20 protein-coding genes are annotated in these 23,810 nt (G+C 61.8%); 8 read left to right on the top strand and 12 right to left on the bottom strand.

Going from position 1 to position 23,810, the window contains the following annotated elements; all coding sequences use genetic code 11:
- Nucleotides 1–6 precede the first annotated feature (6 nt).
- Together HJC04_RS11710 and HJC04_RS11705 are read right to left on the bottom strand one after the other, a co-directional pair.
- A complete protein-coding gene (locus tag HJC04_RS11710) occupies nt 7–1,290 on the bottom strand; it encodes an FAD-binding oxidoreductase (RefSeq protein WP_221146234.1) in 1,284 nt (427 codons plus the stop codon).
- Between the two features lie 66 nt (nt 1,291–1,356).
- Nucleotides 1,357–2,769 (bottom strand): VOC family protein, encoded by a 1,413-nt coding sequence (locus HJC04_RS11705; protein WP_221146233.1) that lies wholly within the window; start codon nt 2,767–2,769, stop codon nt 1,357–1,359.
- A gap of 101 nt (nt 2,770–2,870) precedes the next feature.
- On the opposite strand from HJC04_RS11705, the gene HJC04_RS11700 reads away from it, so the two are divergent.
- The 3 genes from HJC04_RS11700 (at nt 2,871) to HJC04_RS11690 (ending at nt 5,408) form a co-directional block, all read left to right on the top strand.
- The gene (locus tag HJC04_RS11700) at nt 2,871–3,779 is read left to right on the top strand and encodes a LysR family transcriptional regulator (protein WP_221146225.1); all 909 of its coding nucleotides are present in this window, start codon (nt 2,871–2,873) and stop codon (nt 3,777–3,779) included.
- 68 nt (nt 3,780–3,847) lie between these two features.
- Nucleotides 3,848–4,084, top strand: coding sequence for an Lrp/AsnC ligand binding domain-containing protein (locus HJC04_RS11695; RefSeq protein WP_075225001.1), 237 nt, complete (start codon nt 3,848–3,850; stop codon nt 4,082–4,084).
- Between the two features lie 145 nt (nt 4,085–4,229).
- The gene (locus tag HJC04_RS11690) at nt 4,230–5,408 is read left to right on the top strand and encodes a glycosyltransferase family 4 protein (RefSeq protein WP_221146224.1); all 1,179 of its coding nucleotides are present in this window, start codon (nt 4,230–4,232) and stop codon (nt 5,406–5,408) included.
- A gap of 7 nt (nt 5,409–5,415) precedes the next feature.
- Here the strand turns inward: HJC04_RS11690 and HJC04_RS11685 are convergent, their stop codons facing one another.
- From HJC04_RS11685 to epmA, 9 genes are all read right to left on the bottom strand, one after another.
- The gene (locus tag HJC04_RS11685; protein ID WP_221146222.1) at nt 5,416–8,727 is read right to left on the bottom strand and encodes an oligosaccharide flippase family protein; all 3,312 of its coding nucleotides are present in this window, start codon (nt 8,725–8,727) and stop codon (nt 5,416–5,418) included.
- A gap of 194 nt (nt 8,728–8,921) precedes the next feature.
- The gene (locus HJC04_RS11680; protein ID WP_221146220.1) at nt 8,922–10,100 is read right to left on the bottom strand and encodes a glycosyltransferase family 4 protein; all 1,179 of its coding nucleotides are present in this window, start codon (nt 10,098–10,100) and stop codon (nt 8,922–8,924) included.
- Between the two features lie 42 nt (nt 10,101–10,142).
- Nucleotides 10,143–12,623 carry a glycosyl hydrolase 2 galactose-binding domain-containing protein gene (locus HJC04_RS11675; protein ID WP_221146218.1) on the bottom strand — a complete coding sequence of 827 codons (2,481 nt, stop codon included), beginning with the start codon at nt 12,621–12,623 and terminating at the stop codon, nt 10,143–10,145.
- 16 nt (nt 12,624–12,639) lie between these two features.
- The gene (locus HJC04_RS11670) at nt 12,640–13,620 is read right to left on the bottom strand and encodes a DUF1839 family protein (protein WP_210632722.1); all 981 of its coding nucleotides are present in this window, start codon (nt 13,618–13,620) and stop codon (nt 12,640–12,642) included.
- Nucleotides 13,611–14,519: an amino acid--[acyl-carrier-protein] ligase gene (locus tag HJC04_RS11665; protein ID WP_221146207.1), complete on the bottom strand. Its 909-nt coding sequence runs from the start codon at nt 14,517–14,519 to the stop codon at nt 13,611–13,613. The genes HJC04_RS11670 and HJC04_RS11665 overlap by 10 nt, the downstream gene beginning before the upstream one ends.
- Nucleotides 14,520–14,523: 4 nt before the next feature.
- Nucleotides 14,524–15,705: an acyl-CoA dehydrogenase family protein gene (locus HJC04_RS11660; protein WP_221146205.1), complete on the bottom strand. Its 1,182-nt coding sequence runs from the start codon at nt 15,703–15,705 to the stop codon at nt 14,524–14,526.
- Nucleotides 15,705–15,956 carry an acyl carrier protein gene (locus tag HJC04_RS11655; protein WP_210632719.1) on the bottom strand — a complete coding sequence of 84 codons (252 nt, stop codon included), beginning with the start codon at nt 15,954–15,956 and terminating at the stop codon, nt 15,705–15,707. Before HJC04_RS11655 ends, HJC04_RS11660 begins: the two co-directional genes overlap by 1 nt.
- 262 nt (nt 15,957–16,218) lie before the next feature.
- The gene (locus tag HJC04_RS11650) at nt 16,219–17,271 is read right to left on the bottom strand and encodes a lysine-2,3-aminomutase-like protein (protein WP_210632718.1); all 1,053 of its coding nucleotides are present in this window, start codon (nt 17,269–17,271) and stop codon (nt 16,219–16,221) included.
- Nucleotides 17,268–18,329 carry an EF-P lysine aminoacylase EpmA gene (epmA, locus tag HJC04_RS11645; protein WP_210632717.1) on the bottom strand — a complete coding sequence of 354 codons (1,062 nt, stop codon included), beginning with the start codon at nt 18,327–18,329 and terminating at the stop codon, nt 17,268–17,270. Before epmA ends, HJC04_RS11650 begins: the two co-directional genes overlap by 4 nt.
- Nucleotides 18,330–18,475: 146 nt before the next feature.
- Between epmA and efp the strand changes: the two genes are divergently transcribed.
- Entirely contained in the window at nt 18,476–19,045 is a 570-nt protein-coding gene (gene efp, locus HJC04_RS11640; RefSeq protein ID WP_008528334.1) for an elongation factor P, read from the top strand.
- A gap of 173 nt (nt 19,046–19,218) precedes the next feature.
- On the opposite strand, the gene HJC04_RS11635 is transcribed toward efp, so the two are convergent.
- Nucleotides 19,219–19,893 (bottom strand): GntR family transcriptional regulator, encoded by a 675-nt coding sequence (locus HJC04_RS11635; RefSeq protein ID WP_221122911.1) that lies wholly within the window; start codon nt 19,891–19,893, stop codon nt 19,219–19,221.
- Nucleotides 19,894–20,038: 145 nt separating this feature from the next.
- On the opposite strand from HJC04_RS11635, the gene HJC04_RS11630 reads away from it, so the two are divergent.
- Genes HJC04_RS11630 through HJC04_RS11615 form a run of 4 tightly spaced genes read left to right on the top strand, consistent with a single transcriptional unit; the run spans nt 20,039 to nt 23,775 of the window.
- Complete coding sequence (locus HJC04_RS11630) at nt 20,039–20,965, top strand: ABC transporter substrate-binding protein (protein WP_221146324.1); 927 nt, start codon at nt 20,039–20,041, stop codon at nt 20,963–20,965.
- Nucleotides 20,966–20,974: 9 nt separating this feature from the next.
- Nucleotides 20,975–21,718 (top strand): amino acid ABC transporter permease, encoded by a 744-nt coding sequence (locus tag HJC04_RS11625; protein ID WP_221146203.1) that lies wholly within the window; start codon nt 20,975–20,977, stop codon nt 21,716–21,718.
- Nucleotides 21,719–21,721: 3 nt separating this feature from the next.
- On the top strand, nt 21,722–22,522 hold the full coding sequence (locus tag HJC04_RS11620) for an amino acid ABC transporter ATP-binding protein (protein WP_221146201.1): 801 nt from the start codon (nt 21,722–21,724) through the stop codon (nt 22,520–22,522).
- Between the two features lie 56 nt (nt 22,523–22,578).
- Nucleotides 22,579–23,775 carry an FAD-binding oxidoreductase gene (locus HJC04_RS11615; protein ID WP_221146199.1) on the top strand — a complete coding sequence of 399 codons (1,197 nt, stop codon included), beginning with the start codon at nt 22,579–22,581 and terminating at the stop codon, nt 23,773–23,775.
- Nucleotides 23,776–23,810: the final 35 nt, after the last annotated feature.

Here is a 23,810-nt window from a genome sequence, read left to right as displayed (position 1 = left end):
CGGTTCTCAGAAGCGGGCATTGGCGAAATGGGCGACCTGAGCGCCGGCTTCGTACCATAGTTCCTTGAGCGCACGGAAGCTCGGCTCTGTGGGTGACGTCAGCGGCAGCGGCAGATCGGCCTCGGCAAGCCGGCCGAGAATATGTTCAGCCAATGTGCGGCCGAAGACCGTGCCGGGGGCTATGCCGCGGCCATTATAGCCTGAAAAGCCGATAACATTCGGGGCGAATTTGTGGAAGCGCGGCAGCGCATTGTCGGTCATGCCGATCTGGCCATACCATTCGCATTCGAATTCGACATCGCCGATCATGGGAAAGAGCCGCTTCAGGGCGCGCTTGGCCCAGCCCTTATGCACCGCAAGCCCGGTATTGCGCAGCGCGCCGACGCTGCCGAAAACGAGGCGTCCAGCCTGATCCATGCGGAAGGAGGAGAGAATGTCCTTGGTGTCCCATGCGCCTTCCCGCCCCGGCAGGATCGACTGACGCAGATTGTGGCCGAGCGGCACGGTGGCGAAATTGAAATAGGGCAGATAGACCTGCTCGTTGCGCACCTGCTCGAAGGGGCCGGTGCTGTAGGCATCGGTGGCGACGATGATCCAGTCCGCGCTGGCTTCGCCGCTTTCCGTGTTCACGGTCCAGAGACTGCCGCGACGCTCGGTTGCGATGACGGGGCTCGACGTATGGATGGTGACGCCCGCCTTGACGGCGGCATGGGCGAGGCCGCGCGCATAGGCAAGCGGCTGTAGTGTTCCGGCGCGAAGATCGAGCAGCGCCCCGGCATAGGCATCACTGCCGATGCGTTTGGCCGTTTCTGCCGCATCGAGCACTTTCACGGGCGCGCCACGCGCGGACCATTGCAGCGCGCGCGCCTCGATCTCCTTCAACCCGTCCGGGCCGACGGCGCAGTGCAGCGTGCCGTTACGCTCGAGTTCGCAGGCGATCGCGTGCTTGTCGATCAGTTCCATGACGAGCTTCGGCGCATTCCCGAGCAACTCGAGCAGGCGTTCGCCGTGAACTGGGCCGAGCACGCCCGGCAGGTCGTTGGGCATCACCCACATGCCGGCATTGATCAGACCGACATTGCGCCCCGCACCGCCGAAGCCGATCTCCTTCGCCTCCAGCAGAACCACCTTCGACCCGGCCTCGGCAAGATGCAAGGCGGCGGAAAGACCGGTATAGCCGCCACCGACGATGACGACGTCGGCCGATACCGCGCCTTGGAGATGCGAGGTCGCCGGCGGTACGCCTGCGGTCTTTTCCCAGAGGCCATGGGAGCGCGGATCATTCAGCATGGCACACCCCGATCGGATGAAACCGGAGTACTCTAGCGCATAAGGACAGGTGTTGAAGCGGCGATTTCACGCAACGGTCCTCAGCTGCAGGGCCGCGAGCCCGAGCGCCCCCATCGCCGTCTCCAGCGATGCGGCCTGCCGCTCCGCATAAAGCGCCAGTTCATCCTGAACCGTCGCTCCGAGTGCAGTCTCGAAGGCGTCGCGATTCGAGCGCGTCGCATAATTCTGCTGCTGGTCGGTGCCGAGATTCGACTGGAAGATGCCGGCCGCGCTGACGGGCAGGAAGTCTTCATAGACGATCGGCGCGAAGGCGAGATAGCCCTTGGCGAGAAGCGCTTCGGGATCGCGCGGCAAGGTCCCGGCGATCGCGGCGGCAATGCCCGCGGGCGTGGCGGAATAATGGAAGAAGGCGAGATCCTGGCTGCGCAGCTCATCCCAGCTGTCCGGCAACGCCTTGAAGCGCTCGGCCAGTTCCTGGTCGTAGGCGCCCGCCTTGGCGCCGCCGGCGCCGACCTGCACTTCACCGCGAACCGAAGCGAGCAGCTGGTCGTAGAGCGCCCGGCCTTTGGCCGTCAAAGCCACGCCGCGCTGTTCGATCTCGCCGAAGCGGGCGGTATGCGTGCCCTGGACCGCACCCTCGTCACCTGAGAAGACGATCGTCTCCTCGAGCGCCTTGAAGCTCGTCTGCCGCAGCAGGATATCGCACTGCCGGCGCGGCGGCCCTTCGATGACTGCCTTCGGAGTGATGCCGCGTTCCGGCATGCGGGCCTGCACCGCATCGATATCGAGCGCGCGCGGCGTCAGGTGGTTGATGTGCGGCCCCTTGAAGCTGACGACGTCGGCAATCAGCCGATGCGCGTCGTGCAGGCGCTTGTAGGTTTCAGCGCTGACGGTCGCTTCGCCGTGCCAGCGGAAGGTTTCAAGCGCCTCAGCGACAAATTCGGTCGCTTCCGCCTCGGTCAGGCCACCCTTCTGCTCATGACGCTCGATCAGCGCGATGGCGCCCGGCGTATAGATGCGCCGCTTGGCGAGAATTGCCTCGGCTTCACGACGCAGACCTTCGTCCTCGATCAGCTCCAGGCGCAGCAGCGAGGTGAAGACGCGGAACGGATTGATGTTGAGCGCCGCCTCGTCGATCGGCCGGAAGCAAGTGGAATGAACCGGCACGCCGGCCACCGAAAGGTCGTAATAACCGACCGCCTGCATGCCCATGACGGCAAACAGCCGGCGGATGGTGAAAAGCTCTTCCGCCGTTCCGAGCCGGATGGCGCCGTGGCGCTCGACATCGATGCGATCAAGCTCGCCGGCGCGGGCCAAGCGTTCGCGCAGATCCGGATTGCTTTCGAGGTAGCCGGCATTCACATCCGCCACCAGCTCGATCAGCGCGCCGTATTGCGGAACCTCCGTCCGGTACATCTGCGACATCGCTTCGGTGAAGAGCGAGCGGATACGGTCTGTGGAAACGAAGGTTTGCGGCATCTGAGGCTCCGGCTCATTCCGATTTTGCAGGATGAAACTCTTTACAAGCAGCGCAAAGGCGGAAATATCGACATTTTGGAAATAGCTCATTCTGAAACGGAATGATCATGCTCGCTTCAAGACGTTTTCTGCCGTCGATTTCACATCTCGCCGCCTTCGAGGCGGTTGCCCGCACAGGCAGCGTCACGGCAGCGGCGCGTGAACTCGACCTGACACAGAGCGCCGTCAGCCGCCAGGTCAGCGCGCTGGAGGAGCAGCTCGGCGTCGAGCTCTTCCTGCGCGAGCGCCAGACCATGCGGCTGACGCTCGCCGGCGACGGTTATGCCCGCGAGATTCGCGAGGCGCTGCGGCGCATCTCGAGCGCCTCGTTGAACCTGCGCGCCAATCCGCACGGCGGCACGCTCAATCTCGCCATCCTGCCGACCTTCGGCACGCGCTGGCTGGCGCCGCGCCTGGGCCGCTTTCTCAGCGCCAATCCCGGCGTGACCATCAATCTGGCGACCCGGCTTTCACCTTTCGATTTCCGGCTCGATTCAATCGACGCCGCGATCCATTTCGGCCACCCGCACTGGCCCGGCGCGGAACTGACCTTGCTGATGTCGGAGCGTACGGTGCCGGCCTGCAGTCCCGATTTTCTGAAACAGCACAGGATTTCGCGGCCAGAGGATCTGCTTGCCGTTCCGCTTCTGCATCTGACGACGCGCCCCGATGCCTGGGAACAATGGTTCGCCGGTAATGGTGTTTCGTTCGAAAGCGTGCACGGCATGCTCTTCGATCAGTTCGCCACCGCAGCGCAAGCGGCGACCGCCGGTCTCGGTGTCGCCCTGTTGCCGACATTCCTGATGCAGGAAGAACTCAGGCGCGGCGATCTCGTCGCCGCCGTCGACCGGGAGATGGAGAGCCGGGAGCGGTATTATCTCGCCTGTCCCAGCGAGCGCGCCGATTATGCGCCGCTTGCCGCCTTTCGCGGCTGGATCGTCGCGGAGGCGATGGCCGGACCGAACGTGTGAGGAACGGCTTGCATCGGCATGGCGCTTTCGACCATTATGCGGGCCAAACAACTTTGCAGGAAATTTCCATGAAGCCGATCTTCGTCCAGCTCCAATGCGCCCCCGGCAAGACCTATGAGGTCGCCGACGCCATCTACCAGACCGAGCTGGTCTCGGAGCTCTATTCCACAAGCGGCGATTACGACCTGCTGTTGAAGATCTATATCGAGGAAGGTCAGGATATCGGCAAGTTCATCAATGACAATATCGCCAATATTCCAGGCATCGTCCGGTCGCTGACAACGCTCACCTTCAAAGCCTTCTGAACTCCCGTCAGACACGATTAACCCTTTTCGCGAAGAATCGCTTCCGCAGGACGTTGCTGAAACCACGCCTTAACGTCGGAGATATCTGGTCGTTGCTATAAATCCGCGCCAACACGCGTTTGGCACGCGCAGCGATAGGTGGAAAATGGCGATCGTCGAGGCAGATAGGGGGCGCGAGAATCCGCAGCCGCAATCGGCTCCGCTGATCGTCCATGTCGTGCGCCAGTTCCTGCCCAATCGCGGCGGCCTGGAAGACGTCGTCGCCAATCTCAGCCGCCAGACCCGCCGGCGTGGCTATCGTGTCCGCGTCGTCACGCTGAACTCGCTGTTCACCGCGCCTGAAGATAAGCTGCCGGCTTGCGAGAATATCGACGGCATCGAGGTGGTGCGCATCCCGTGGTCCGGCAGCAGCCGTTATCCGTTGGCGCCGCAGGTTTTTCGTCATCTCGGCGACGCCGATCTCGTGCACGTCCATGCCATCGACTTCTTCTTCGATGCGCTCGCCTGGGGCCGGATGCTGCACGGCAAGCCGATGATCGTCACCACCCATGGCGGTTTCTTCCACACTCGGAAATACGCGGCGATCAAGAAGATATGGTTCCGCACTCTGACCCGCGCCTCGGCGAGGGCCTATTGCCGCGTCGTCTGCTGCAGCGCCTCCGATCTTAGGCAGTTTTCCGAGATTGTGCCGGATAGCGTGCTGATCGAGAACGGCGCCGATATCGGCAAGTTCGCCGACACCGCCTCACGCCTGGCAAGGCGTCGCATCGTCACCATCGGCCGGTTTTCGGTGAACAAGCGGCTGGACCATCTGCTTGACGTGATGGCTGTCCTGAAGGGCCGCGATCCGGAATGGCATCTCGACATCGTTGGGGCCGAATCCGACCGTAATCAGGTGGATATCGAAGGTGAGATCGAAAGCCGGGACCTGACCGGCCGCGTCACCCTGCATGTGTCGCCAGACAATGATGCCATCCGCCGCATCATCATCGCAGCCTCGCTCTTCGCCTCCGCCTCGGAATATGAAGGTTTCGGGCTGGTCGCGCTGGAGGCGATGAGCGCCGGCCTGTTGCCGGTGCTGAACGCCAACGATGCCTTTCAAACGCTCGCCGGCCGGCATCCCGTCATCAGGCTTGCCGATTTCACCCGTCCGCAGACCGCCGCGGCCGCCATGGAATCAGCCTATGACGACCTTGCGGGCCGACAGGACGCCGTTCGCTCGCAGCTCCTCGACGCCGCTCGCGGCTATTCCTGGGATATCGTCGCCGGGCGCTACATCGATCTCTACAGATCGCTCGATATCGCTGCCGCGGAAAGCCTCTGATCCCCGCTTACGCTCTCGCGAGACGAACGATCTCGTCGAGTACGAATTTGCGCGATTGCGGCGGCGTCAGATTGTGGTCCGCATCCGGCAGCATCAGCAGCCGCACGTTCGGATAGCGGGAAAGCCTGGCGCCGCGCGGGCCGAAGTGGAAATAGACATGGTCGAGGCCGACGTCGCCTTCGCTGTAGATCAGCGTCAGCGGCACCTTGCGCTTGCCGAACAGCGCAAAGGACTGCCGGACCTCGCGGGCGATATGGCGCCGGTCGGGAAGCAGTTCGAGCAACGGCGCGACAAAGGGCGACAGCCGCCGGCCGCCGGCGATGACGATATTGCGCAGCGCCGACACCACGTCCACCTGCCCGCGCAGCAGCCGCTTCAGCGTGTCGAGCCGCGCCAGACGCTGGCCGTAATCGTCGAGGCTGCGGGGGACGGAGACGACATGCTCGCGGCGCACCGGCACCTTCGGATCCCAGTAATAGACGAAGGGATTGATCGAAACGACCGCCTTCAGCCGCTCGTCGGCGACGCCGGCGCGGAAGGCGACATAGCCGCCGCTGCACCGGCCGGCGACCATGACGGGGCCGGCAACGATGCTTTCGAGCAGATCGAGCGCGGCGATCGCATCGTCGGTCTGTGTCATCGAATAAAGCACCTGCTCCGGCGCATCCGGCCGCGGCGGGCTGTCGCCGACATTGGCGGAATCGAAGCGCAGCGACACGACGCCCTGCCGGGCGAGTTCGCGCGCCATGTCTACCGTCGTCCGCCCCCAGCCGGCATGCCGGTCATAGGCGGTCGACAGGAAGAGCACGGCATTGCCCTTGATCTCGCCGAGCGGCCGGCTGACGACACCGACCAGATGATCGTGACTTCCGAAACGCACCGGCGTTTCCAGGAAACCTTCGCCGGCAAGCGGCGTGGTTTCGATCGCTGCCGGCGAATGAGCGGCGGATGTCTCCGCGGTCGCTGTCTTCAGCCAAGCCGTCAGAAGCTCGACGACGGCCATGGGTGTCTTGGCGAAGAGCGGATTGGTGACGAGCTCGTCATAGCCGTCGAACACTTTCTGCTCGACATTGGCGCCAAGCGCCTGCAGCGCATCGGCAAATCCGGTATCCTCGGCCCTGACGGGGCGCTCGAGGATCAGGTAGCGTGGCGCCGCCAGGCCCTGCGGCGCGGCGATGTTGAGCTTGCCGAGCTCGGCGGCGATCTCTTCCGGCATGACAAGCCCGGCGATCTGCACCTTTGCAGCCTGCACGTGCTGCTGGCCGAGGCCGAGATCGGCGTCGATGATCTTCGACCACATGTTGAGTTCACGCATATAGGCGCGGCCGCTTAGCACTGGTGCCAGCATGACGAGGCTGTCGACGCCCTCGATCGAGGAGCCGATGCGCTGGGCAAGGGTCGCGCCGAGACCTTGGCCGATCAGGATGATGCGGTCGCAGCCGGTCAGCGATTTCAACTTGGCGGCCGCCGCGCGGATCGAGTTTTCCCAGGTTTCCAGCCTTGCCGGCAGCGCTCCAAAATCGAGCGCATCGCCGGTGCCGCGGTAATCGAAGCGCAGGCTGGGTACGCCGATATCGGAGAAATGTTCGGCCGCGACGCGGAAGAACTTGCGGCTGCACATTTCCTCGAAGCCCCAGGGGCTGACGAAGAGCACCGCAGCCGAGCGCTTCCCGGCTTCAGGATTTTCCGGCATGAACAGCCCGATCGTGCCATCGAAGACAACGGGCAGGGCGGCGTTGCGGCCGGCACCTTCGGCCGGTTCGAGCGAAAGTTCGCCAGGCGCGACCTTGGCGCGATCGGGATCGCCGGGGCGCCCCGGCGCAATGAAGTCGATCACACGACCGACCGGCCGCCGCAGCACCGACGGCATCTTTTCGACAATGGAACGCATCACCTCGACATCCTCGAGGGGCACGGCACGCAGCACGCGGAGTGCGGCGAAATGTGCGAGCGTGCCGGCGATGATCGCGGAGATAAGGCCGATCGGGCCATGGACGAATTCCAGCACTGAAATCGCCGCGCAGGCGCACAAGACGGAGGCGAGCGTCACCTTCGTCAGGCTTGCGTAGAGACCCGAAAGCTGGGACCCGAATCCTGTCTGTCTGATCATCATCACCGACATCGCAACGAACACGAGAATGCGTACGATTGCGGCCCCCTCGGCGGCGAGCCTAGGTACGATCAGTAAACAACCCGCTACCATGAGCAGGCCACCAATCACACTGATGTTGAGGCGGGAGCGGGCCTTGTCCATTGACAGCAGATAGAGGCTGAGGATCTGCATGAATGTGTAGGCGGGAGCGACGAGCGCGAGCAGCGCGACCACCGTGCCGCTGCGGCGGAAGGCTTCCCCGAACACCACGAGCACCAGTTCGCTGGAGATCGCGGCCAGCCCGAGGCTCATCGGCAGCACGATATAGGCCATGCTGCGGGTGACGGCGGCGAAGACCTCGACCGGCAAGGTCGAATCGTCGCTGCTGTGCCGCCGTTCGGAATAATAGGGCAGCAGGCTGCCGGTCATCTGGATCGGCAGTTGCAGCGCGATGTTGGCGATCGACAGACCGACGGCATAATAGCCGACCATTTCCACCGACCAGAACTGCTGCAGGAAGAGCAGTTCGAGCCGGTTGAGGAAAATGGAATCGATGATGAATTGGATCGACAGGATGATGGAGGAGGAGGCGAGATACTTGAGTGAAACCCCGCACCAGTCGCGCCGTGCAAGAAGGATCGGCAGTGTGGCGAAAAACAGCACGAGCTGGCCGAGCGCATAACCGACGAGAACGCCTTCGACTCCGTAGAGGACGGCGCCGGCGGCGACACCGGCGAGCTGCAAGGTAGAGACGGCGACGGTCAGTTTGAAGAAGCTGCCTAGCCTCTTTTCGCCGATCAGGTAGAATTTGACGAAAGATCCGATCGCCTGGACGAAAAACAGCACTCCGGTGACGAGCGCGACGGAGGGCGCGGTTTTCGCCCAGTGCATCTCCTCGGAGGTCAGGAAGAACAGGGCGTAGAGCGCCAGCAGCAGCACCGTCGAAAACATCATGAAGCTGACGAGGATGGCGGCAAAGCCTCGCCGGCGGCGCGCGTCATAGCCCTCCGCCGAAAGCTGCGGCAGGGTCTTCAGCAGCGTGATGCTGGAGCCGAGCTCGGCGATCGAGGCGCCCGTCATCACCAGCCACAGCGAGAAGGCGACGATGCCGTTGGCTTCCGGCCCAAGCAGGCGCGCGGTGATGATCGAGGAGACGAAACCCGTCAGCAGCAGCAGCATGCCTGCCGCCGCATTCATCACCGAATTTGCGATAATACCCTTCGACATCTGTCCATCCGCGGGGGTCAGCTTAAGGCGCGTCGCGATCTTTCAGAGATTCGCTCCTCGCGCTTCATGTTCTTGTCTTTACGCACGTCGTTATCGCAAAACCGCTGCACACCTTTGCGCAACATGTTTTGCACTCGCATGCCCGTCATCACTAATGCGAAAATGTTAAAATAAAGCGGAGTGGCGACCTCACCTTAGCTGACCTGCATCGCCGCCAGCTTCTTGAGCGCCTTTTCATAGCTGTTCTCCGAGAGGTAGCGCAGCAGGAACTCCCGCGCCTTCCCGGCCTTCTCTCGTGCGCGCTCGGGCGCACGGAAGATGTCGCCGAGATGGGCGGCCGCGATTTCAGGAGAGGGATCCGCCCAAACCGCGCCCGGCAGCCCTGCAAATTCAGGATGGGAATCGACGACGGGAATGAGGGGAGAGGCGACCAGCCAGCTGTTCACGGGGTCGCAGAAATCTTCCGTGCCCGACCAGGCGGTTGATATCACAGGGGTGCGATACATGATCGCCTCGGCCACCGTCAGCCCGAAGCCTTCCGAACGATGCAGCGAGAGATAGGCATTGGAGGAGCGGATGAGGCCGCTGATCTCGGCGTTCGAGAGCTTGTCGGTGACGATCCGGATACGACTATCGCCGGCGACCGACGCAATCACTTCGCGCAAGCCCTGATCCTTGCCGATATCGCCGCTCGCCTTCATCAGCAGAAAGGCGCTCGGGCATTCGGCGCTGAACAGTCTGAAGGCTTCGATCACCGCTTGAGGGTTCTTCCGGTTGATCGAGGAGCCGGCGCTGAAGATGAAGCTGACGAGAAAGGCATCTTTCTCGATGCCGAACTTCTCCCGTATGCCCTCTGCGGCCGGCTTCTCGGTGACGGGATGCGGAACCACGATGACGGGCGCCGCCGTCAGCGGTGCAATCGTCCGCCTGGTGAATTCCGAGGGGACGAAGACGGCATTCATGTAACGCAACCCGTTGCGCCATTCAGCCGGCACGACTTCAAGCTCCCAGGCGAAATAGCCGATGTTGAAGGCGCGGGTGAAATTGGCGACGCCCATCTTCAGGATGGCGCGTGGCAGCATTGGCGGATTGAGATGCCAGATACGGCTTCCCGGCGGTTCGGCCGAAAGATGCGACGACACCAAGCCGGCAAAGGATTTTTCATCCGGATGCGTGCTGACGTCTGAGAGCGAAATCGCCCGTCCCGCTTGGGAAAGCGCCCCGGCACAGAGCCTTGCCGATTCACCGACCCCAACGGGCATCGAGAGATAGCCGACGATTTCGACCGGCTTGCGCGGGTTGAAGGCGAGACGCGACCGCGGGATCAGCCGCTGCAGGACATGGGCGCGCAGATAGCGGTATATCGTTCTCAAATCACGATCTTTCCGGTGAGTTTGCATCGTTGTCTGCGAGCCTCAGCCCGTGAGCCCGATGCGACGCGAACTGCCAAGACTTCTGATTTCGCCCGTCGGCGGACCATCACTCTCAGTGCCGGAGAGCGCGGAGAGCTTCACGCGCCGCACCGGGCCGGGAGCAAGATGGAACCAGTCGTCGTCGGGCCTGTGGCCTTCGACGTCGATATGCACCGATTGCGCCAGCCGGTCGGTCCTGAGATCGATGACCCAGCTGTCGCCGTCTCTGCCGAGCGACGCCTCGATGCTGGCGTCGTGCAGCGCTTTTCCGCGTCCGCAGGGGAAGTGGAAGCTCTCGGCGAGAACGGCGCCATCGGCGAGGGAGCGCAGGCGCGCCACACTTGCATCATGCGCCGGCGGGCCGAAACGGAAGGCATAGGTCGTATCGAAGAAGGCGCCGAACAGCGCGGTCGAGGCAAAGCGTTCCACACTCCTTGCCGCCAGCTTGAAAGCCATGTTGCCGCTGACGACCTGCTGTTTTCCATCACGCAGGCAGACGACCTCGAGTTCCAGGTCGAGGTCGGTGTCGGTCTCGTTGACGACATGCACGTCGAGACCGTTGGTCCCCTCATCGGTGAAGGCCGCCAGAACCGGCCGGAAAGCACGGCGCATCGCATACCAGACGGGTTTCGGCTCGCCGGTGGAATCGATCACGCCCCAGCCGGGGCCGGGCAGCAGATCCTGCAGCGTCCAGACGAGCGCTCCGTTGCAGCCGGAGCCCTTGCGCCGCCATTCGGCGAAGGTCTCTTCGATGACCTCGCCGGTCACGGCACGGGAAAAGTCGAGATAGCGTTCCTGATCTTCGCGGCGCAGACGGGCCGGGTCGAAATCGTAGAGAAGCTCGAGGTAAAAGTCGCGAACATCCTCGAAATCCCACGATGCGCCGCGGTCGCGGGGCACCCGCGCCTTCCACTGGGGGCTATGGACGGCGGGCACGTCGAGATGGCGCTGCAGCGTCCTTTGCTGCGGCACATGCGCAAAGGCGAGGCTTTCGGAGGCAAAGTGCACATCGGCGCGGCGGGCATCGGCAATCGGCCGCATATAGGCGCCGACCCCGTAGTAATGCGCAATGCCGGAATTGGGCGAAAACGGCATCGCTCCGCCATGGGGCGAATTCGGCACATAGGGCACGTCGGGACGCATGCGTGCGGCGATGGCCGGAATGATTTCGTCGGTCACCGGTCCACTCCAGAATTCCATGGGCAGGCCGAGCATCGCCGCCTGCTGATGGATCTCGCTGCCGCCGCAGAGAACGGCAAGGGAAGGCGACGCCTGGACGCCGTACAGGAATTCCTCGATCTCGGCATGCACATGGCCGAGAAAGGCCTTGTCGTTGCGCGGATAATCAAAATTGGCGAACATGAAATCCTGCCACACGAGCAGGCCGAGTTCGTTGCAGAGCGCAAAGAAATCCGGCGTCTCGTAAACCATGGTGCCGCCGATGCGGATCATGTTCATGCCGGCTTGGGCGGCAAGCCGCAGAAACGGCTCGTAATCCTCCCGCCCGCCCGGCAGCCGCGCAATATCGGCGGTCGTCCAGACCGCGCCGCGGCAGAAGACACGCTCGCCGTTGACGAGGAGCGCGAATTCTTCGCCATCCGCACCGCGGTCGACGTCGATGCGCCGGAAGCCGGTGCTGCCGAGCGAATATTCCTCGCCGTCGGAAACCAGAGTCAGATCATAGAGACGCGGAGTGCCGTGCGTATGCGGCCACCAGGGCTCGATGTCGGACAGCTTGAGGATAGCCGAGTAATGATTTTCGCCGATCTTCTCGAAAGGCTGTTCCATGCCGCCGCAGCGCAGCAGCATTGCCGGATCTTCGGCATTGTTATGCAGGGAGACGCTCAGCCGGCCGACGCCGCTCTCCTCCAGGACCGCGCGGATGGAGACATTGTCGATCGATACGGTATCGCGTTGCACCAGTGAAATCGGCCGCCACGGTCCGACGGCATGAATATCGGGGCACCAGCCCGGCATATGGCCGAGCAGCGTCGTGCGGAAATTCTTCAGGCCCGCCGGCGTGATCATCTGCGGGCGCCAGCGCGCCCGCGGACCGGGTTCGGACAGTCTGGGGCCGAGCGCCCGAAAGCAGAGCGCCAGCTCGTCGCCACCCGAAAGCGTCACCGGGAGCTCATGCGCCGTGAACATGCTTTCGGAAAAGAGGATTTCCTGACCATTGAGGAAGACATTGCAAATTGTGGCCAGCCCGCCGAAACGCAGGATGGCTTCGCCAGGCTCGGCATCAAAAAGCCGGCAGAGATACCAGGCGTCCTTCATATTCAACGGTTCGGGATTTTCCCGGTCGAAGAGCCCGGCTTTTTCAAGCGCTGCCGCAACGGTGCCAGGAACGGGCGCAGGAATGAACTGCGCGGAAAGATGAATATCGTGCGGTACGGCGCAGGCCCCCGGCTCCGTCAGGATCAGGTTCCAGCCTTCGGAAAGCACGCTTTCCCGAGCTCCGATGCTTGCCAAACGCCCCCGCATTGTCTGATCTCCGGCCTCAGATTCGCTCCGCAAGCGATGCCATCATGGAATCCCATGCATCGGCGGCCGGATCAAGTGCCGCCTGCAGCGGCTCGAACTTCCTGCGGGCGACAGCGCGGGCAAGCTGGAACTGTACGGATTTCGCCGCGTCGGAAATGCGCCGGGCATCCTCGGCGGCCACCGCGTATTCGGCTGAGGACAGCCAGGTCAGATAATCAGCGGCCAACTCGAAATTGGCGCCCACCTGACGGAGCGTGTTGAAGGCATATTTATGGAAGAAGCCGAACGGCCGCTCCGCCACCGCTTCCACCTGCTGCGGGAAGACGCGGGCGAAGGCGCGGATCGGGTTTTGGCGGGGGCGCCTGGAGAAGTGAAAGCCGGCAAGCCGCCGCGCGGTCGCGCGAAGATGCGCTTCGTCGGCAGGCCTTTCCGGAAACCGTGCAAATTCCGTATAGGGCAGGAACGGCGGATCGCTCTCCGTCAGCTGCAGCTGGAACAGCCCATCGAAATCCTCACCCTCGAGCTGGAAATAGCCGGCATTGTGAAAATATTCGACGCGCTTTGCCGCAACATCAAGCCGGTTGATCGCAACCGTCGTCTTGCCGTGCTCCTGCCGATAGGCGGTGCCGCGCGTATCCGGCATGTAGAAGGAATCCATCTCGACCAGGCAGAGACGCCCCCGCGCGATCTGCACTTCGACATGCCGTTCGACACGGTCGTAGATCGCAAGTTCGGTCGCGCGGATGCCGTAGAGCGCTTCGAGATCTTCGAGCGGTACCTTGAAGAAGGTGAATTGATCACCCTCAAAATCCTGTGCCAGGGTAAAACCCAGCATCGCCTCGGGCGCGACGCCCAAGGTGTTCAATACCTCGATCCAGAGATCGATATAACAATTGGTTTCCGGCCATGCACGCTCGCCGGCATGCAGCGCGTGCTGCCGATAGGTTTCCGGGCTGATCGCCGGGAAAACCGATCCCATCGAGCTCATCAGCCCCATAGCGTTTTCCGGACGCTGGCCGGCCATTGCTTTACGTCGAGGCCGTGATGGTGGAAGAGGGCGAGCGCGATGCGCTCCAGGCCGAAGCCGACGCAGGCGGTGTGCGCGACGCTGCCGTCTTCGAGATTGAGAGCCCACTTCAGGCCGAAAGAATCCTGATGGTAATTGAAGCTCATGCAGGCCGTCGGATTGGCGGTCGACGTGATCGGGATCAGCAGTTCGAACTTCAGGTTCTGGTCGCGCTGATTGTTGACCATCATCTTGCCCGCACGGCCGAAGAACGGGTCGTTGGCAACATCGATGGTCACATCGAGGCCGACCTGCTTCATCATCTCGACGCCGCGGTCCATCCATTTCTGGCGAAAATCGGTGACGTGCTGCTCCGTTCCCATGCAGACATATTCGCGCATGCGAAATAGCTGCTGGCGGGCAGGGTCCTTCGACGGCTCATGGCGGAAGCAGTAGGACTGCAGATCGAAGAGGCCTCCCGTTTTCGGCAGGTTGCCGCGCTTGGCAACCGTCGGATAGAGCGGATAGCAGGCAGCCGGCGTCAGCACGATATCGGTCGCCTTCTGATCCTTGGTCCAGTCGTCGCCGACCTCCATGCATTCAAGCAGGCTCATATGATCGAGCTCGCTGCCGCAGAAGCTGTGCACCGTGCCGGCAAGCTGCGGAAAGCTCTTCATATAGCCGCTCTTTTCGAAGAGCGCGCGGTTCATGCCCGGCGGGAAACGCATCGCCTCGGCGCCGTCGGCGCCGCCGAACGTATCGATCAGCCGTTCGAAGGCGGCGATGACATCTTCGAACTGGCCGCTGCGGCCATAGAGACCGTCAACGCCGGTATCGATCAGCAGGCCGGACTCGAAGAGCCGGTCCAGGAACGAGGTCTGCATATCCATGACTTTACCCCAGTAGGCTAGTGTCCTGCTTGTGGACGAGAAGCATGCTCGACGTATTGCCGAGGATGCGGTCGTTCGAGATCATGAGCTGAGCGGAATGGGCGTCGCGCAGATGGCGTCCGAGGCTGAAGGGCGTGCCGTTCTTGTAGCCCATGATGCCGCAGATCAGCATCGCATGGTTGACGATCTCCAGGATCGTCTCGGAAGAGGCGATCTTGACGTTGTTCATCGCCACCGCAAATCCCATCGACGACAGCCTGTCCGGATCTGATTTGGCGTCTTCATAGGCCTTGAGGCCGGCAACGACGTTGGATTTCACCATTTGCAGGAGGTTCGAGACCTCGGCGAGGCGCAGCGCGCCCGGCGGCTGGGCGTCCGGCGCCTTGCGGGCAGCGGCGCGCACGAAGGCCTGGGCGCGCGCAACAGCATCGACCGCGATGCCGTACCAGACGCCGCTCCAGAGCAGATGCGAGGAAGCGAGCATGGATTGCGCCGCGATCTCGGCGAAAGGCTTCGGCAGGATCTGTCGCGCCGGCGCCCGGCCCTTGAAGAGGAAGCCGTCGGAACAGGTGCCGCGCATGCCGAGCGTATTCCAGGCATGCGTCTTCTCGAGCGTGTACTGGTCCTTGAGGAAGGCCGTCAGCACCTGATCGGAGGAGGCTGCCTGCGGATGGCTGCGCGAAGTGATGAGGATAGCGTCGGCGTGCGAGCCGTAGGAAATGACGGTCGCATCCTTTTCGAGGCTGCAGGTATCGCCGTCGACCTCGATCGCGCAAATGCTGTTGCGCAGGTTGCCGCCGATGCCGCCCTCGGTGGTGGCCGAGGCGATCAAGAGCTGGTCGGCCGCGATGCGGCGCATGAAGTCGCAGTGCCAATCGCTGTCGGCGCCGTGTTCCACGAGGCTCGACAGCTTGATGTGGTGCATGGCGAAGACCATGGCGCTTGCCGCACAGGCCTGGCCGAGCATCGAGCACAATTCGGCGATTTCGGTGGTCGAGGCCGATTCACCGCCGAGCTGGCGCGGCACCTGGATGCCGAGCAGCCTCTCGGCCTTCATCGCATCCACGGCTTCCCGGGGAAAGCGGCCTTCGACGTCGACGGCATCCGCGTGTTTGGCCGCGATTGCGGCGACGCGGGCAACCCGTGCGACAACACCGTCCTCTATGATCTTGACGGGGAAGTTCATCAGGCGACCTTCCGGCCGTCCTGGATGATATCGACCGTCTTGGCGATGGCCGCGATGCTCGCGAAGGACTTGCGGTTCAGAAGATTGTCGGGGAATTCGATATCGAATGCCTCTTCGATGCCGAGCATCAGCTGCACCGAGGCAAAGGACGTCAGACCCGCCGCATAAAGATCGGCGTCGTCGGCGACCTGGTCGATCGCTACAGGAAGCTTGCCGAATTTGGCTACGAGGTCGCGGATTGTCGTATTCATCCCATCACTCCAAGATTCTCATGATCCCGAACCGGCGTTCATCGCCTTGTCATGAGCGTTCTTTTAGTGCGGAAAACAGAACATTCCGCTAATTTGTTGGGTTAAAGATGATTGTTCCTCATAGTTAGGATTTTAGCGATCCTTCCTGCGAAAGCAGAAATACATATTTGATCTCAACGTCTTGATGAAATTTCATGGCCCATGTCCAATGTCGTTTCCGGCGTGACGAGTACAGAAATGACACGGAAAGTAGCGTTTCAGGTCAATCCGCCGGCGGATAGGAATGTTCGCCGCCGCGATAATCCGCGATGGAATAACATCCCTCGCCCGTTGCCCGAACGGTGCTTCCGCTGACGACGGCCTTGCCGTGACCGCCTGGGATATCGAGAATGTAAGTCGGCTGGCAGAGACCGGAAATCCGACCGCGCAGCGCCGCCACGATCCTCTGCCCCTCCTCGATCGTCAGCCTGAAATGGCTGGTGCCGGGCGCGAGATCGGGATGATGCAGGTAATAAGGCTTGACGCGCATCTCGACGAAAGCCTTCATCAGTTCGGCAAGAATTGCGGAATCGTCGTTGATACCCTTGAGCAGCACCGATTGGCTGACCATTGCGATGCCGGCATCGACGAGGCGCGCGCAGGCCGCCCGCGCTTCCATCGTCAACTCTCTGACATGGTTGGCGTGCAGTGCGACATAGACCGTCTTGCCGCTCGCCTTCAGCGCGGCGATGAGCGCCGCGTCGATTTTCTCCGGATCGACGACGGGAACGCGCGTATGGAAACGCACGATCTTCACATGCGCAATGCCTGCGAGCGCCTCCATGATGTCGCGGAGGCGGCGCGGTGAAAGCACCAGCGGGTCGCCGCCGGTCAGGATGACCTCCCAGATCTCCTGATGGCTCCCGATGTAATCGAAGGCTGCCTGCATCGCCGCGGCATCGAGCGTGCCCAAACCCTGCGGCCCGACCATTTCGCGGCGGAAGCAAAAGCGGCAATAGACCGGGCAGACATGCACGGCCTTCAGCAGCACCCGATCAGGATAACGGTGCACGATGCCATCGACCGGGCTGTAGGCGTGATCGCCGATTGGATCGGCGCGTTCTTCGGGCGCGACGATGAGTTCGGCCGCATCAGGCACGAATTGTCGGGCAATTGGATCATCAGGATCGGCGCGGTCGATCAGCCTGGTCATCGCCGGCGTCAGGGCAATGGCGTAACGCGCGGCCACCGCCTCGAGCGTTGCGCGATCGGCAGGCCCGGCAAGCCCGGCCTTCACCAGATCGTCGACGCTCTTCACCGGTTTGACGACATTCATCTTCCATACTCCGCAACCGGCGCCCAGAGCACCTGGTCGATGCGCGAAGCCCCCGTCGCCAGCATCACCAGCCGGTCGAAGCCGAGTGCGATGCCGCTTGCCTCGGGCATCAGCGACAGTGCCGAGAGGAAATCCTCGTCGATCGGATAGGTCTCGCCATAGATACGCGCCTTCTCGGCCATTTCGATCTCGAAGCGCCGGCGCTGTTCGGCAGCATTGGTGAGCTCGCCGAAGCCGTTGGCAAGCTCGACGCCGCAGGCATAGAGCTCGAAACGTTCGGCAACCCGGGGGTCGCGTGCCGAGGGACGCGCAAGTGCGGCCTCGGAGACAGGATATTCGTCGAGGATGGTGATGCGGCCGGAGCCGAGATGCGGCTCGATCTTTTCGACCAGCACCCGGCTGAACAGGTCGGCCCAGCCATCGTCATCGGCCACACGCATGCCGACGCGCCTGAGTTCGGCCGCCAGATGGTCGCGATCGGTCGAGCCGTCGGCGGCAACGGAGGCAAGAAGATCGATGCCGGCATGGCGCTCGAAGGCTTCGGCGACACTGATCCGCTCCGGCCCTGCGAAGGGATCGCTCTCGGCGCCGCGATAGGCGAGCATCGGCGTCTTCACCGTTTCAGCCGCGAGCGCGAGGATCCGCACGCAATCCATCATCAGGCTCTCATAGCTTTCACCGACCCGGTACCATTCGAGCATGGTGAATTCGGGATGGTGCAGCGGCCCGCGCTCGCGGTTGCGATAGACATGGGCGAAGCAGGAAATACGCTGCTCGCCCGCCGCAAGCAGCTTCTTGCAGGCGAATTCCGGCGAGGTGTGCAGGTAGAGCGGCGCCGTCTGACCGTCCGTCGTTATCGCTTGCGTCGCGAAGGCATGCAGATGCGCTTCGTTGCCAGGCGAGACCTGCAGCACCGCCGTGTCGACCTCGATGAAATCCTCACGCGCGAAAAACCCGCGCAACGACGCCTGAATCGCATTGCGCCCGATCAGGAACGGGCGGCGGTCGGCATGCACCGACGGGGTCCACCAGGGGGACGCTTTGGCCGAAAAGTTCATTCCAAGCTTTCTTCACCGGAGAAGCCGGTATGGGGTGGCTATTTCCCGGATTTTAGGTTAGTTGCGCCCCCAAAGAAAAACATTTGGGTCTTGGGGCGTCTCGACAGTCCTCTACGACGCCGAAAGCCGAGTTACAAGGAAGTCTTATGGTCAAGGTCATCGCCTCTTCGGTCCGCAAGGGCAACGTTCTCGACGTGGACGGCAAGCTCTACGTCGTTCTCACCGCCCAGAACTTTCATCCGGGCAAGGGCACGCCGGTCACTCAGGTCGACATGCGCCGCATCGTCGACGGCGTGAAGGTTTCCGAGCGCTGGCGCACTACCGAACAGGTCGAGCGCGCCTTCGTCGAAGACGTCAACTTCCAGTATCTCTATGAAGACGGCGAAGGCTTCCACTTCATGAACCCTGCCAACTACGACCAGGTGGTCGTCAGCCAGGAAACCATGGGCGACCAGAAGGCCTATCTCCAGGAAGGCATGACCTGCATCCTGTCGATCCATGAAGGCATTCCGCTGGCGCTCGAACTGCCGCGTCACGTCACGCTCGAGATCGTCGAGACCGAACCGGTCGTCAAGGGCCAGACGGCATCCTCGTCTTACAAGCCGGCCATGCTCTCCAACGGCATCCGCACCTCGGTCCCGCCGCATATCGACGCCGGCACCCGCGTCGTCATCGCGACGGAAGACAATTCCTACGTCGAACGCGCCAAGGACTGATCCTGGTTTTCATCCATTCAGGAGGCCGGCTCAAATCGGCCTCTCACTGAAATGTGGAATGCAAGCAAGTATCGATGCCGCGTCCACTCGCAGCGCGCGATTGTTTCGGACGGCTCGTTTTGCCGAAAATATCTTGGTTCAGCTAAAGCTGCACCCAATTCCAAGAACCGAATTCAGATAACCTTTCGCACTTCGCTCTCGAAGCTCATGACGTGAGCCATCGCGATCTTTTCAGCCTCATCGGCATCCCCTCTGCATACCGCCTCGAGCATGAGGACCTGATCATGCAAGACGTCCTCCAGACGCGGTACCAGGGCCGGAAACCGTTTCATCGCGACATATAGAATTCTGAGCGACAGATTGTGGTAGTGATCCAGCGTATCGAACAGGAAAGAGTTCTTCGCCACTTTGTAGATGAAGCGGTGAACCCGTCGATCCAGGGCAAGGATGTCTTCCAGCGCCATCGGACCAATTGTTTGCTTGAGCTCATCGATCAACTGCCGCGCTTCCTGCCGCTCGAACTCGCGCAGCCTTTCGGCAGCTAGCCGGGTCGCCCAGGATTCGATCCGTGCCCGTGCCTCGTAGACGGCAGTAAGATCATTGATATCGATCTTGCTGACAAATGTGCCGCGCCGGGCGCTGACGACAACGAAACCATCATATTGCAGGCGCTGAATCGCCTCCCGGACCGGGGTGCGCCCGACTTCCATGCGTTTCATGAGGTCGGCTTCCCGCAGAAGCGTGCCCGGAGGAAGCAGTGTCGTGATGATGTCGTCGCGCAGCCGAATATAGGTCCGCTCCGCCAGCGTTGCTTCAGCCGCTTCGTAATCCACTTCGAATGCCGACATATTCAGCGTGTTCCTCTGTCCATTTCCGCATAGCTGGAGGCTGTTCCGCCTCGAAAAAAGGCGCTCAACGAATCTGCTTGACTTCGTATCATGTCTGCATATTGATAATATATCAGCAATATATAACTACAAAGAGGGGTTTCAAATGAAACATGCTGAATTGACAAAAAAATCGCAGGCGAACGGGATCATTGCCGTGGCGATCTTGAGTTTGGGGCTGTTTGCGACGGCTGCGCCATTCACTGCGAACGCCGACGATCTGGAGCTGATGAAGCCGGGCACGCTCGTTGTTACGGTCCAGCCTTACATGCCCTATACGGCGGTCAAGGATGGGAAGCTCGTCGGACTCGACAGCGACATCCTGACAGCCATAGCCGATAAGCTCGGCCTCAAGATCGAAATCAACGTCACCGACTTTCCAGGCATGCTGGCTTCCGTCCAGACACAGCGGGCCGATATAACCATCGGCGGAATCGCATGGTCCGACGTTCGACAGAAAGTCGGATTGTTCACGGACCCGCCGTATTATTCGCCGCCGGCCATGGCGGTAAGCGGCACGGCGAGCTTTCCCGATGTTGCGAGCCTGGAAGGCAAAAATCTCGGCACCGTCACCGGCTATGTCTGGGCGAAATCCATCGCCCAGGTGCCTAACGCATCACCCCATACGTTCCCGAGCGCCGACAGTGTGTTCCAGGATATTTCTGCCGGGCGCCTGGACGTCGGCTTTCTCGATCCACTGCTGATCACCTACCAACAGCAGCAGCGCCCCGACATGAAGGTCCGCATCGAATATCTGAAACCGCCGACCGACGAACAGGTCGCCGCACACCCCGATTACAAGTATTTTCAAGCCTACATGACCGGATTCTACCTTCCCAAGCAGTCGCCGAAGCTGGCCAAGGCTGTTTCCGATCAGATTGACGATATGTACAAGGATGGGTCGCTTGCCGCTTTGATCACGAAATGGGGCGGCGATCCCCAGCAGTTCCTAGTTCCGTCGCCCGAAATGGCGGCCCAGCGGCGCGGCGTCGACCGTCCGGCCGACTGGACCCCGCCTTCCATCGCGAAGTGAGATCGAAGCATGACGGCGTTGTCATCCTTCACCGATATCTTCCAGGTTCCCTGGAATGACTATGTCGGAAACATCGGCGGGGGTCTGCTCAAGACCCTCGGCTATACCGTGGCCAGCTTCATCGGCGCGACGATCCTTGGTCTTGTCCTTGCGTTGATGAGACTCAACCGGCTGCGAATCGTCCGCGTTCCCGCGGCCTTCTATACCGAGCTTTTTAAAAACGTACCGCTCCTGGCGATCATCTTCCTCACTTACTTCGGCCTGCCTTCCGTAGGCATCAGGCTGGAGGTTTTCGAGGCTGGAGTGTTGAGCCTGGTGCTCTTCTACGCCGCCTACCTGTCCGAGATCTTTCGGGCGGCTATCGCTGGCGTACACCGAGGACAGCAAGAGGCGTCTCAAGCTCTCGGGCTGGGACGCGGCAAAACCTTCAGCCATGTCGTCCTGCCGCAAGCAGTGCGGCTGGCGCTCCCGGGCACCAATACGATGTTCGTCGACCTGATCAAGTCGACCTCGCTGCTCGTAACGATCTCCGCTGCCGAGTTGATGACGCAGGCACAGTTGATAGCCTCGGAAACATTCCGAGCGCTTGAAGTGTATCTGGTGATCTCGGGACTCTATTTCGTCATCTGCTACCCGCTGTCCCAATGCCTGCTTCTGCTGGAGCGCAAGATCCATGCCGGTGTGCCATTGTCATTGGCGAGAAGGCGTCGGCTCAAATTAGCCAGGACCTTTCTGGCCGAGGGAAAGGTCTGACCCATGACCACCACTGCTGCCAAATCTGCCTTTGTGTCAAATCAGCCGGCCGGTCGACCCGCCGTCAAGATCAGCGGATTGCGCAAGTCTTTCGACGGGCGCCTGGTGCTTGACCGCGTCGATCTCGAGGTTCCCACGGGCAAAATCGTGAGCATCATTGGCCAGAGCGGTGGAGGAAAGACCACCCTCATGCGCTGCGTCAATTTGCTTGAGCGTCCCGATCAGGGAACGATCACCGTCGGGGATGAGACGATCTTTGCCGATGGCGAGGTGGCCTGCCGCAACCTTGCCAAGCTTCGGCAATGTGTCGGCATGGTGTTTCAGCGCTTCAATCTGTTCCCGCATCTGCGCGCCGTGGAGAACGTCGTTCTCGCTCAGATGCATGCAGCCGGGATCGGCGAAAGAGAAGCCGTGGAACGGGCCGTGAAACTTCTGACGAGAGTAGGCCTTGCCAAACGGGCGATGGCCTATCCGGAGCAGATGTCGGGCGGCGAGCAGCAGCGTGTGGCGATTGCCCGCGCTCTGGCGCTGGAGCCAACGGTGTTGCTGTTCGACGAGCCGACGTCGGCACTCGATCCTGAATCCACCGGCGAAGTGCTCCGCGTCATGCGCGAACTGGCCGCTGACGGCATGACGATGATCCTGGTCACCCACGAGCTGCCCTTTGCGAAGGAGGTATCGGATTGGGTCGTCTTCATCGATGGCGGTCTTATCATCGAGCAGGGAACCGCCGGAGATGTGTTTGACCGTCCAAGGGAAGCACGCACGGCTGCCTATGTCGCGCGTTACGCTTCCCCAGGTTAGCTCTTGGTCTGATCAGGCATCCAAGCCTCGTTTCTCTAAAGATAAATCCACATCTGATGAACAAGCTAACAACAGATATCGCCGTCATCGGCGGCGGCGTGATCGGCGTGACAACCGCTCTGCGGCTGCGTGCCGACGGTCGCGATGTCGTCCTGATCGAACCGAACAAACCCGGTTCGGGTGCATCCTACGGCAATGCAGGAACGATCGCCGACTATGCAATCATTCCCGTCGGCACGCCCGCTGTCCTTAAAAACCTGGCCTCGCTGCTTCTCAATTCAGACAGCCCGTTGTCCATTCGCAAGGCGGCATTGCCCACGCTGTTTCCATGGCTGATGCGTTTTGCCTACGAATCCCTCCCTCACAGATACAGAGACAATACGCGCCGCATCGCCGACCTTCTATCCGAAGCTTCATCGGAATGGCTCGACTTTGCAGCAGAGATCGGCGCATCCGATCTCCTGAGGGCGAAGGGATGCCTCTACCTCTACCAGACGCCCGAGGCCTTCAAGGCGGCCGCTTCGGATGTCAGGCTTCGCCGAAATTACGGGATCGCGCAGCAGCTCCTCACTCCCGGCGAGGTGCAAAGCCTGGAGCCTCGACTGCCGCAGGCCCATGGCGGAGGGCTTTTCTTTCCGAAAGCGATAAACTTCACCGATCCCGGCGAACTCATGAGCGTGATGGACGCCGCCGCCAGACAAGCGGGCGTCGAGTTCGTACGGGACTCCGTGACGGCTATTTCGCGCGAGCGGAACGGAGTGAGGATGATGGCTCCAGCCCACAGCATTCACGCCCGAGCCGCGGTGATCGCTGCCGGCGCTCATTCCCGCGGCCTGGCTCTGCAGCTCGGAGAGCGGGTCCCCCTGGACACCGAGCGCGGCTATCATCTGGAATTCGATATGGAAACACCGCCGGTGGAAAGACCGGTGTGCCCGACGCATCATGGATTTTACTTTTGCCCGATGCGTGGCCGGCTGCGCGTCGCCGGCACCGTGGAACTCGGAGGTCTCACCGCGCCTTCGAACCCAAGGCGCCTCGAAGTGTTATTGGCAAACGCCCGCAGGATTTTCCCGACACTTGGTGAACCAAGCCGGAGCTGGATGGGCTTTCGCCCTTCCATGCCCGATTCCGTTCCCGTCATTCGGCCTTCAAGAGGAGGAAGGGACGTCGTGTTTGCTTTTGGACACGGGCATATCGGCTTGACGCTGGCACCGCGGACGGCCCGTATGGTCAGCTCAATCCTCGCCACTTGATCGCCTCACGAACCGTGCCTGCGACAGCAGCAGGC

Source organism: Rhizobium sp. NLR8a, from assembly GCF_019685235.1.
Lineage (GTDB): Bacteria > Pseudomonadota > Alphaproteobacteria > Rhizobiales > Rhizobiaceae > Rhizobium.
Note: the sequence above shows the minus strand (reverse complement) of the source record. Positions and strands in the feature narration are given on the sequence as shown.

Bases quoted from the DNA above. Each gene is read 5' to 3' on its own strand.
- HJC04_RS11615 (WP_221146199.1), top strand. From the start codon at position 22,579: ATGAACAAGCTAACAACAGATATCGCCGTCATCGGCGGCGGCGTGATC.
- HJC04_RS11625 (WP_221146203.1), top strand. From the start codon at position 20,975: ATGACGGCGTTGTCATCCTTCACCGATATCTTCCAGGTTCCCTGGAAT.
- HJC04_RS11690 (WP_221146224.1), top strand. From the start codon at position 4,230: ATGGCGATCGTCGAGGCAGATAGGGGGCGCGAGAATCCGCAGCCGCAA.
- HJC04_RS11635 (WP_221122911.1), bottom strand. From the start codon at position 19,893: ATGTCGGCATTCGAAGTGGATTACGAAGCGGCTGAAGCAACGCTGGCG.
- epmA (WP_210632717.1), bottom strand. From the start codon at position 18,329: ATGAACTTTTCGGCCAAAGCGTCCCCCTGGTGGACCCCGTCGGTGCAT.
- HJC04_RS11700 (WP_221146225.1), top strand. From the start codon at position 2,871: ATGATCATGCTCGCTTCAAGACGTTTTCTGCCGTCGATTTCACATCTC.
- HJC04_RS11620 (WP_221146201.1), top strand. From the start codon at position 21,722: ATGACCACCACTGCTGCCAAATCTGCCTTTGTGTCAAATCAGCCGGCC.
- HJC04_RS11710 (WP_221146234.1), bottom strand. From the start codon at position 1,290: ATGCTGAATGATCCGCGCTCCCATGGCCTCTGGGAAAAGACCGCAGGC.
- HJC04_RS11665 (WP_221146207.1), bottom strand. From the start codon at position 14,519: ATGGATATGCAGACCTCGTTCCTGGACCGGCTCTTCGAGTCCGGCCTG.
- HJC04_RS11650 (WP_210632718.1), bottom strand. From the start codon at position 17,271: ATGAATGTCGTCAAACCGGTGAAGAGCGTCGACGATCTGGTGAAGGCC.
- HJC04_RS11705 (WP_221146233.1), bottom strand. From the start codon at position 2,769: ATGCCGCAAACCTTCGTTTCCACAGACCGTATCCGCTCGCTCTTCACC.
- HJC04_RS11675 (WP_221146218.1), bottom strand. From the start codon at position 12,623: ATGCGGGGGCGTTTGGCAAGCATCGGAGCTCGGGAAAGCGTGCTTTCC.
- HJC04_RS11655 (WP_210632719.1), bottom strand. From the start codon at position 15,956: ATGAATACGACAATCCGCGACCTCGTAGCCAAATTCGGCAAGCTTCCT.
- HJC04_RS11630 (WP_221146324.1), top strand. From the start codon at position 20,039: ATGAAACATGCTGAATTGACAAAAAAATCGCAGGCGAACGGGATCATT.
- HJC04_RS11685 (WP_221146222.1), bottom strand. From the start codon at position 8,727: ATGTCGAAGGGTATTATCGCAAATTCGGTGATGAATGCGGCGGCAGGC.
- HJC04_RS11660 (WP_221146205.1), bottom strand. From the start codon at position 15,705: ATGAACTTCCCCGTCAAGATCATAGAGGACGGTGTTGTCGCACGGGTT.
- HJC04_RS11695 (WP_075225001.1), top strand. From the start codon at position 3,848: ATGAAGCCGATCTTCGTCCAGCTCCAATGCGCCCCCGGCAAGACCTAT.
- efp (WP_008528334.1), top strand. From the start codon at position 18,476: ATGGTCAAGGTCATCGCCTCTTCGGTCCGCAAGGGCAACGTTCTCGAC.
- HJC04_RS11670 (WP_210632722.1), bottom strand. From the start codon at position 13,620: ATGGGGCTGATGAGCTCGATGGGATCGGTTTTCCCGGCGATCAGCCCG.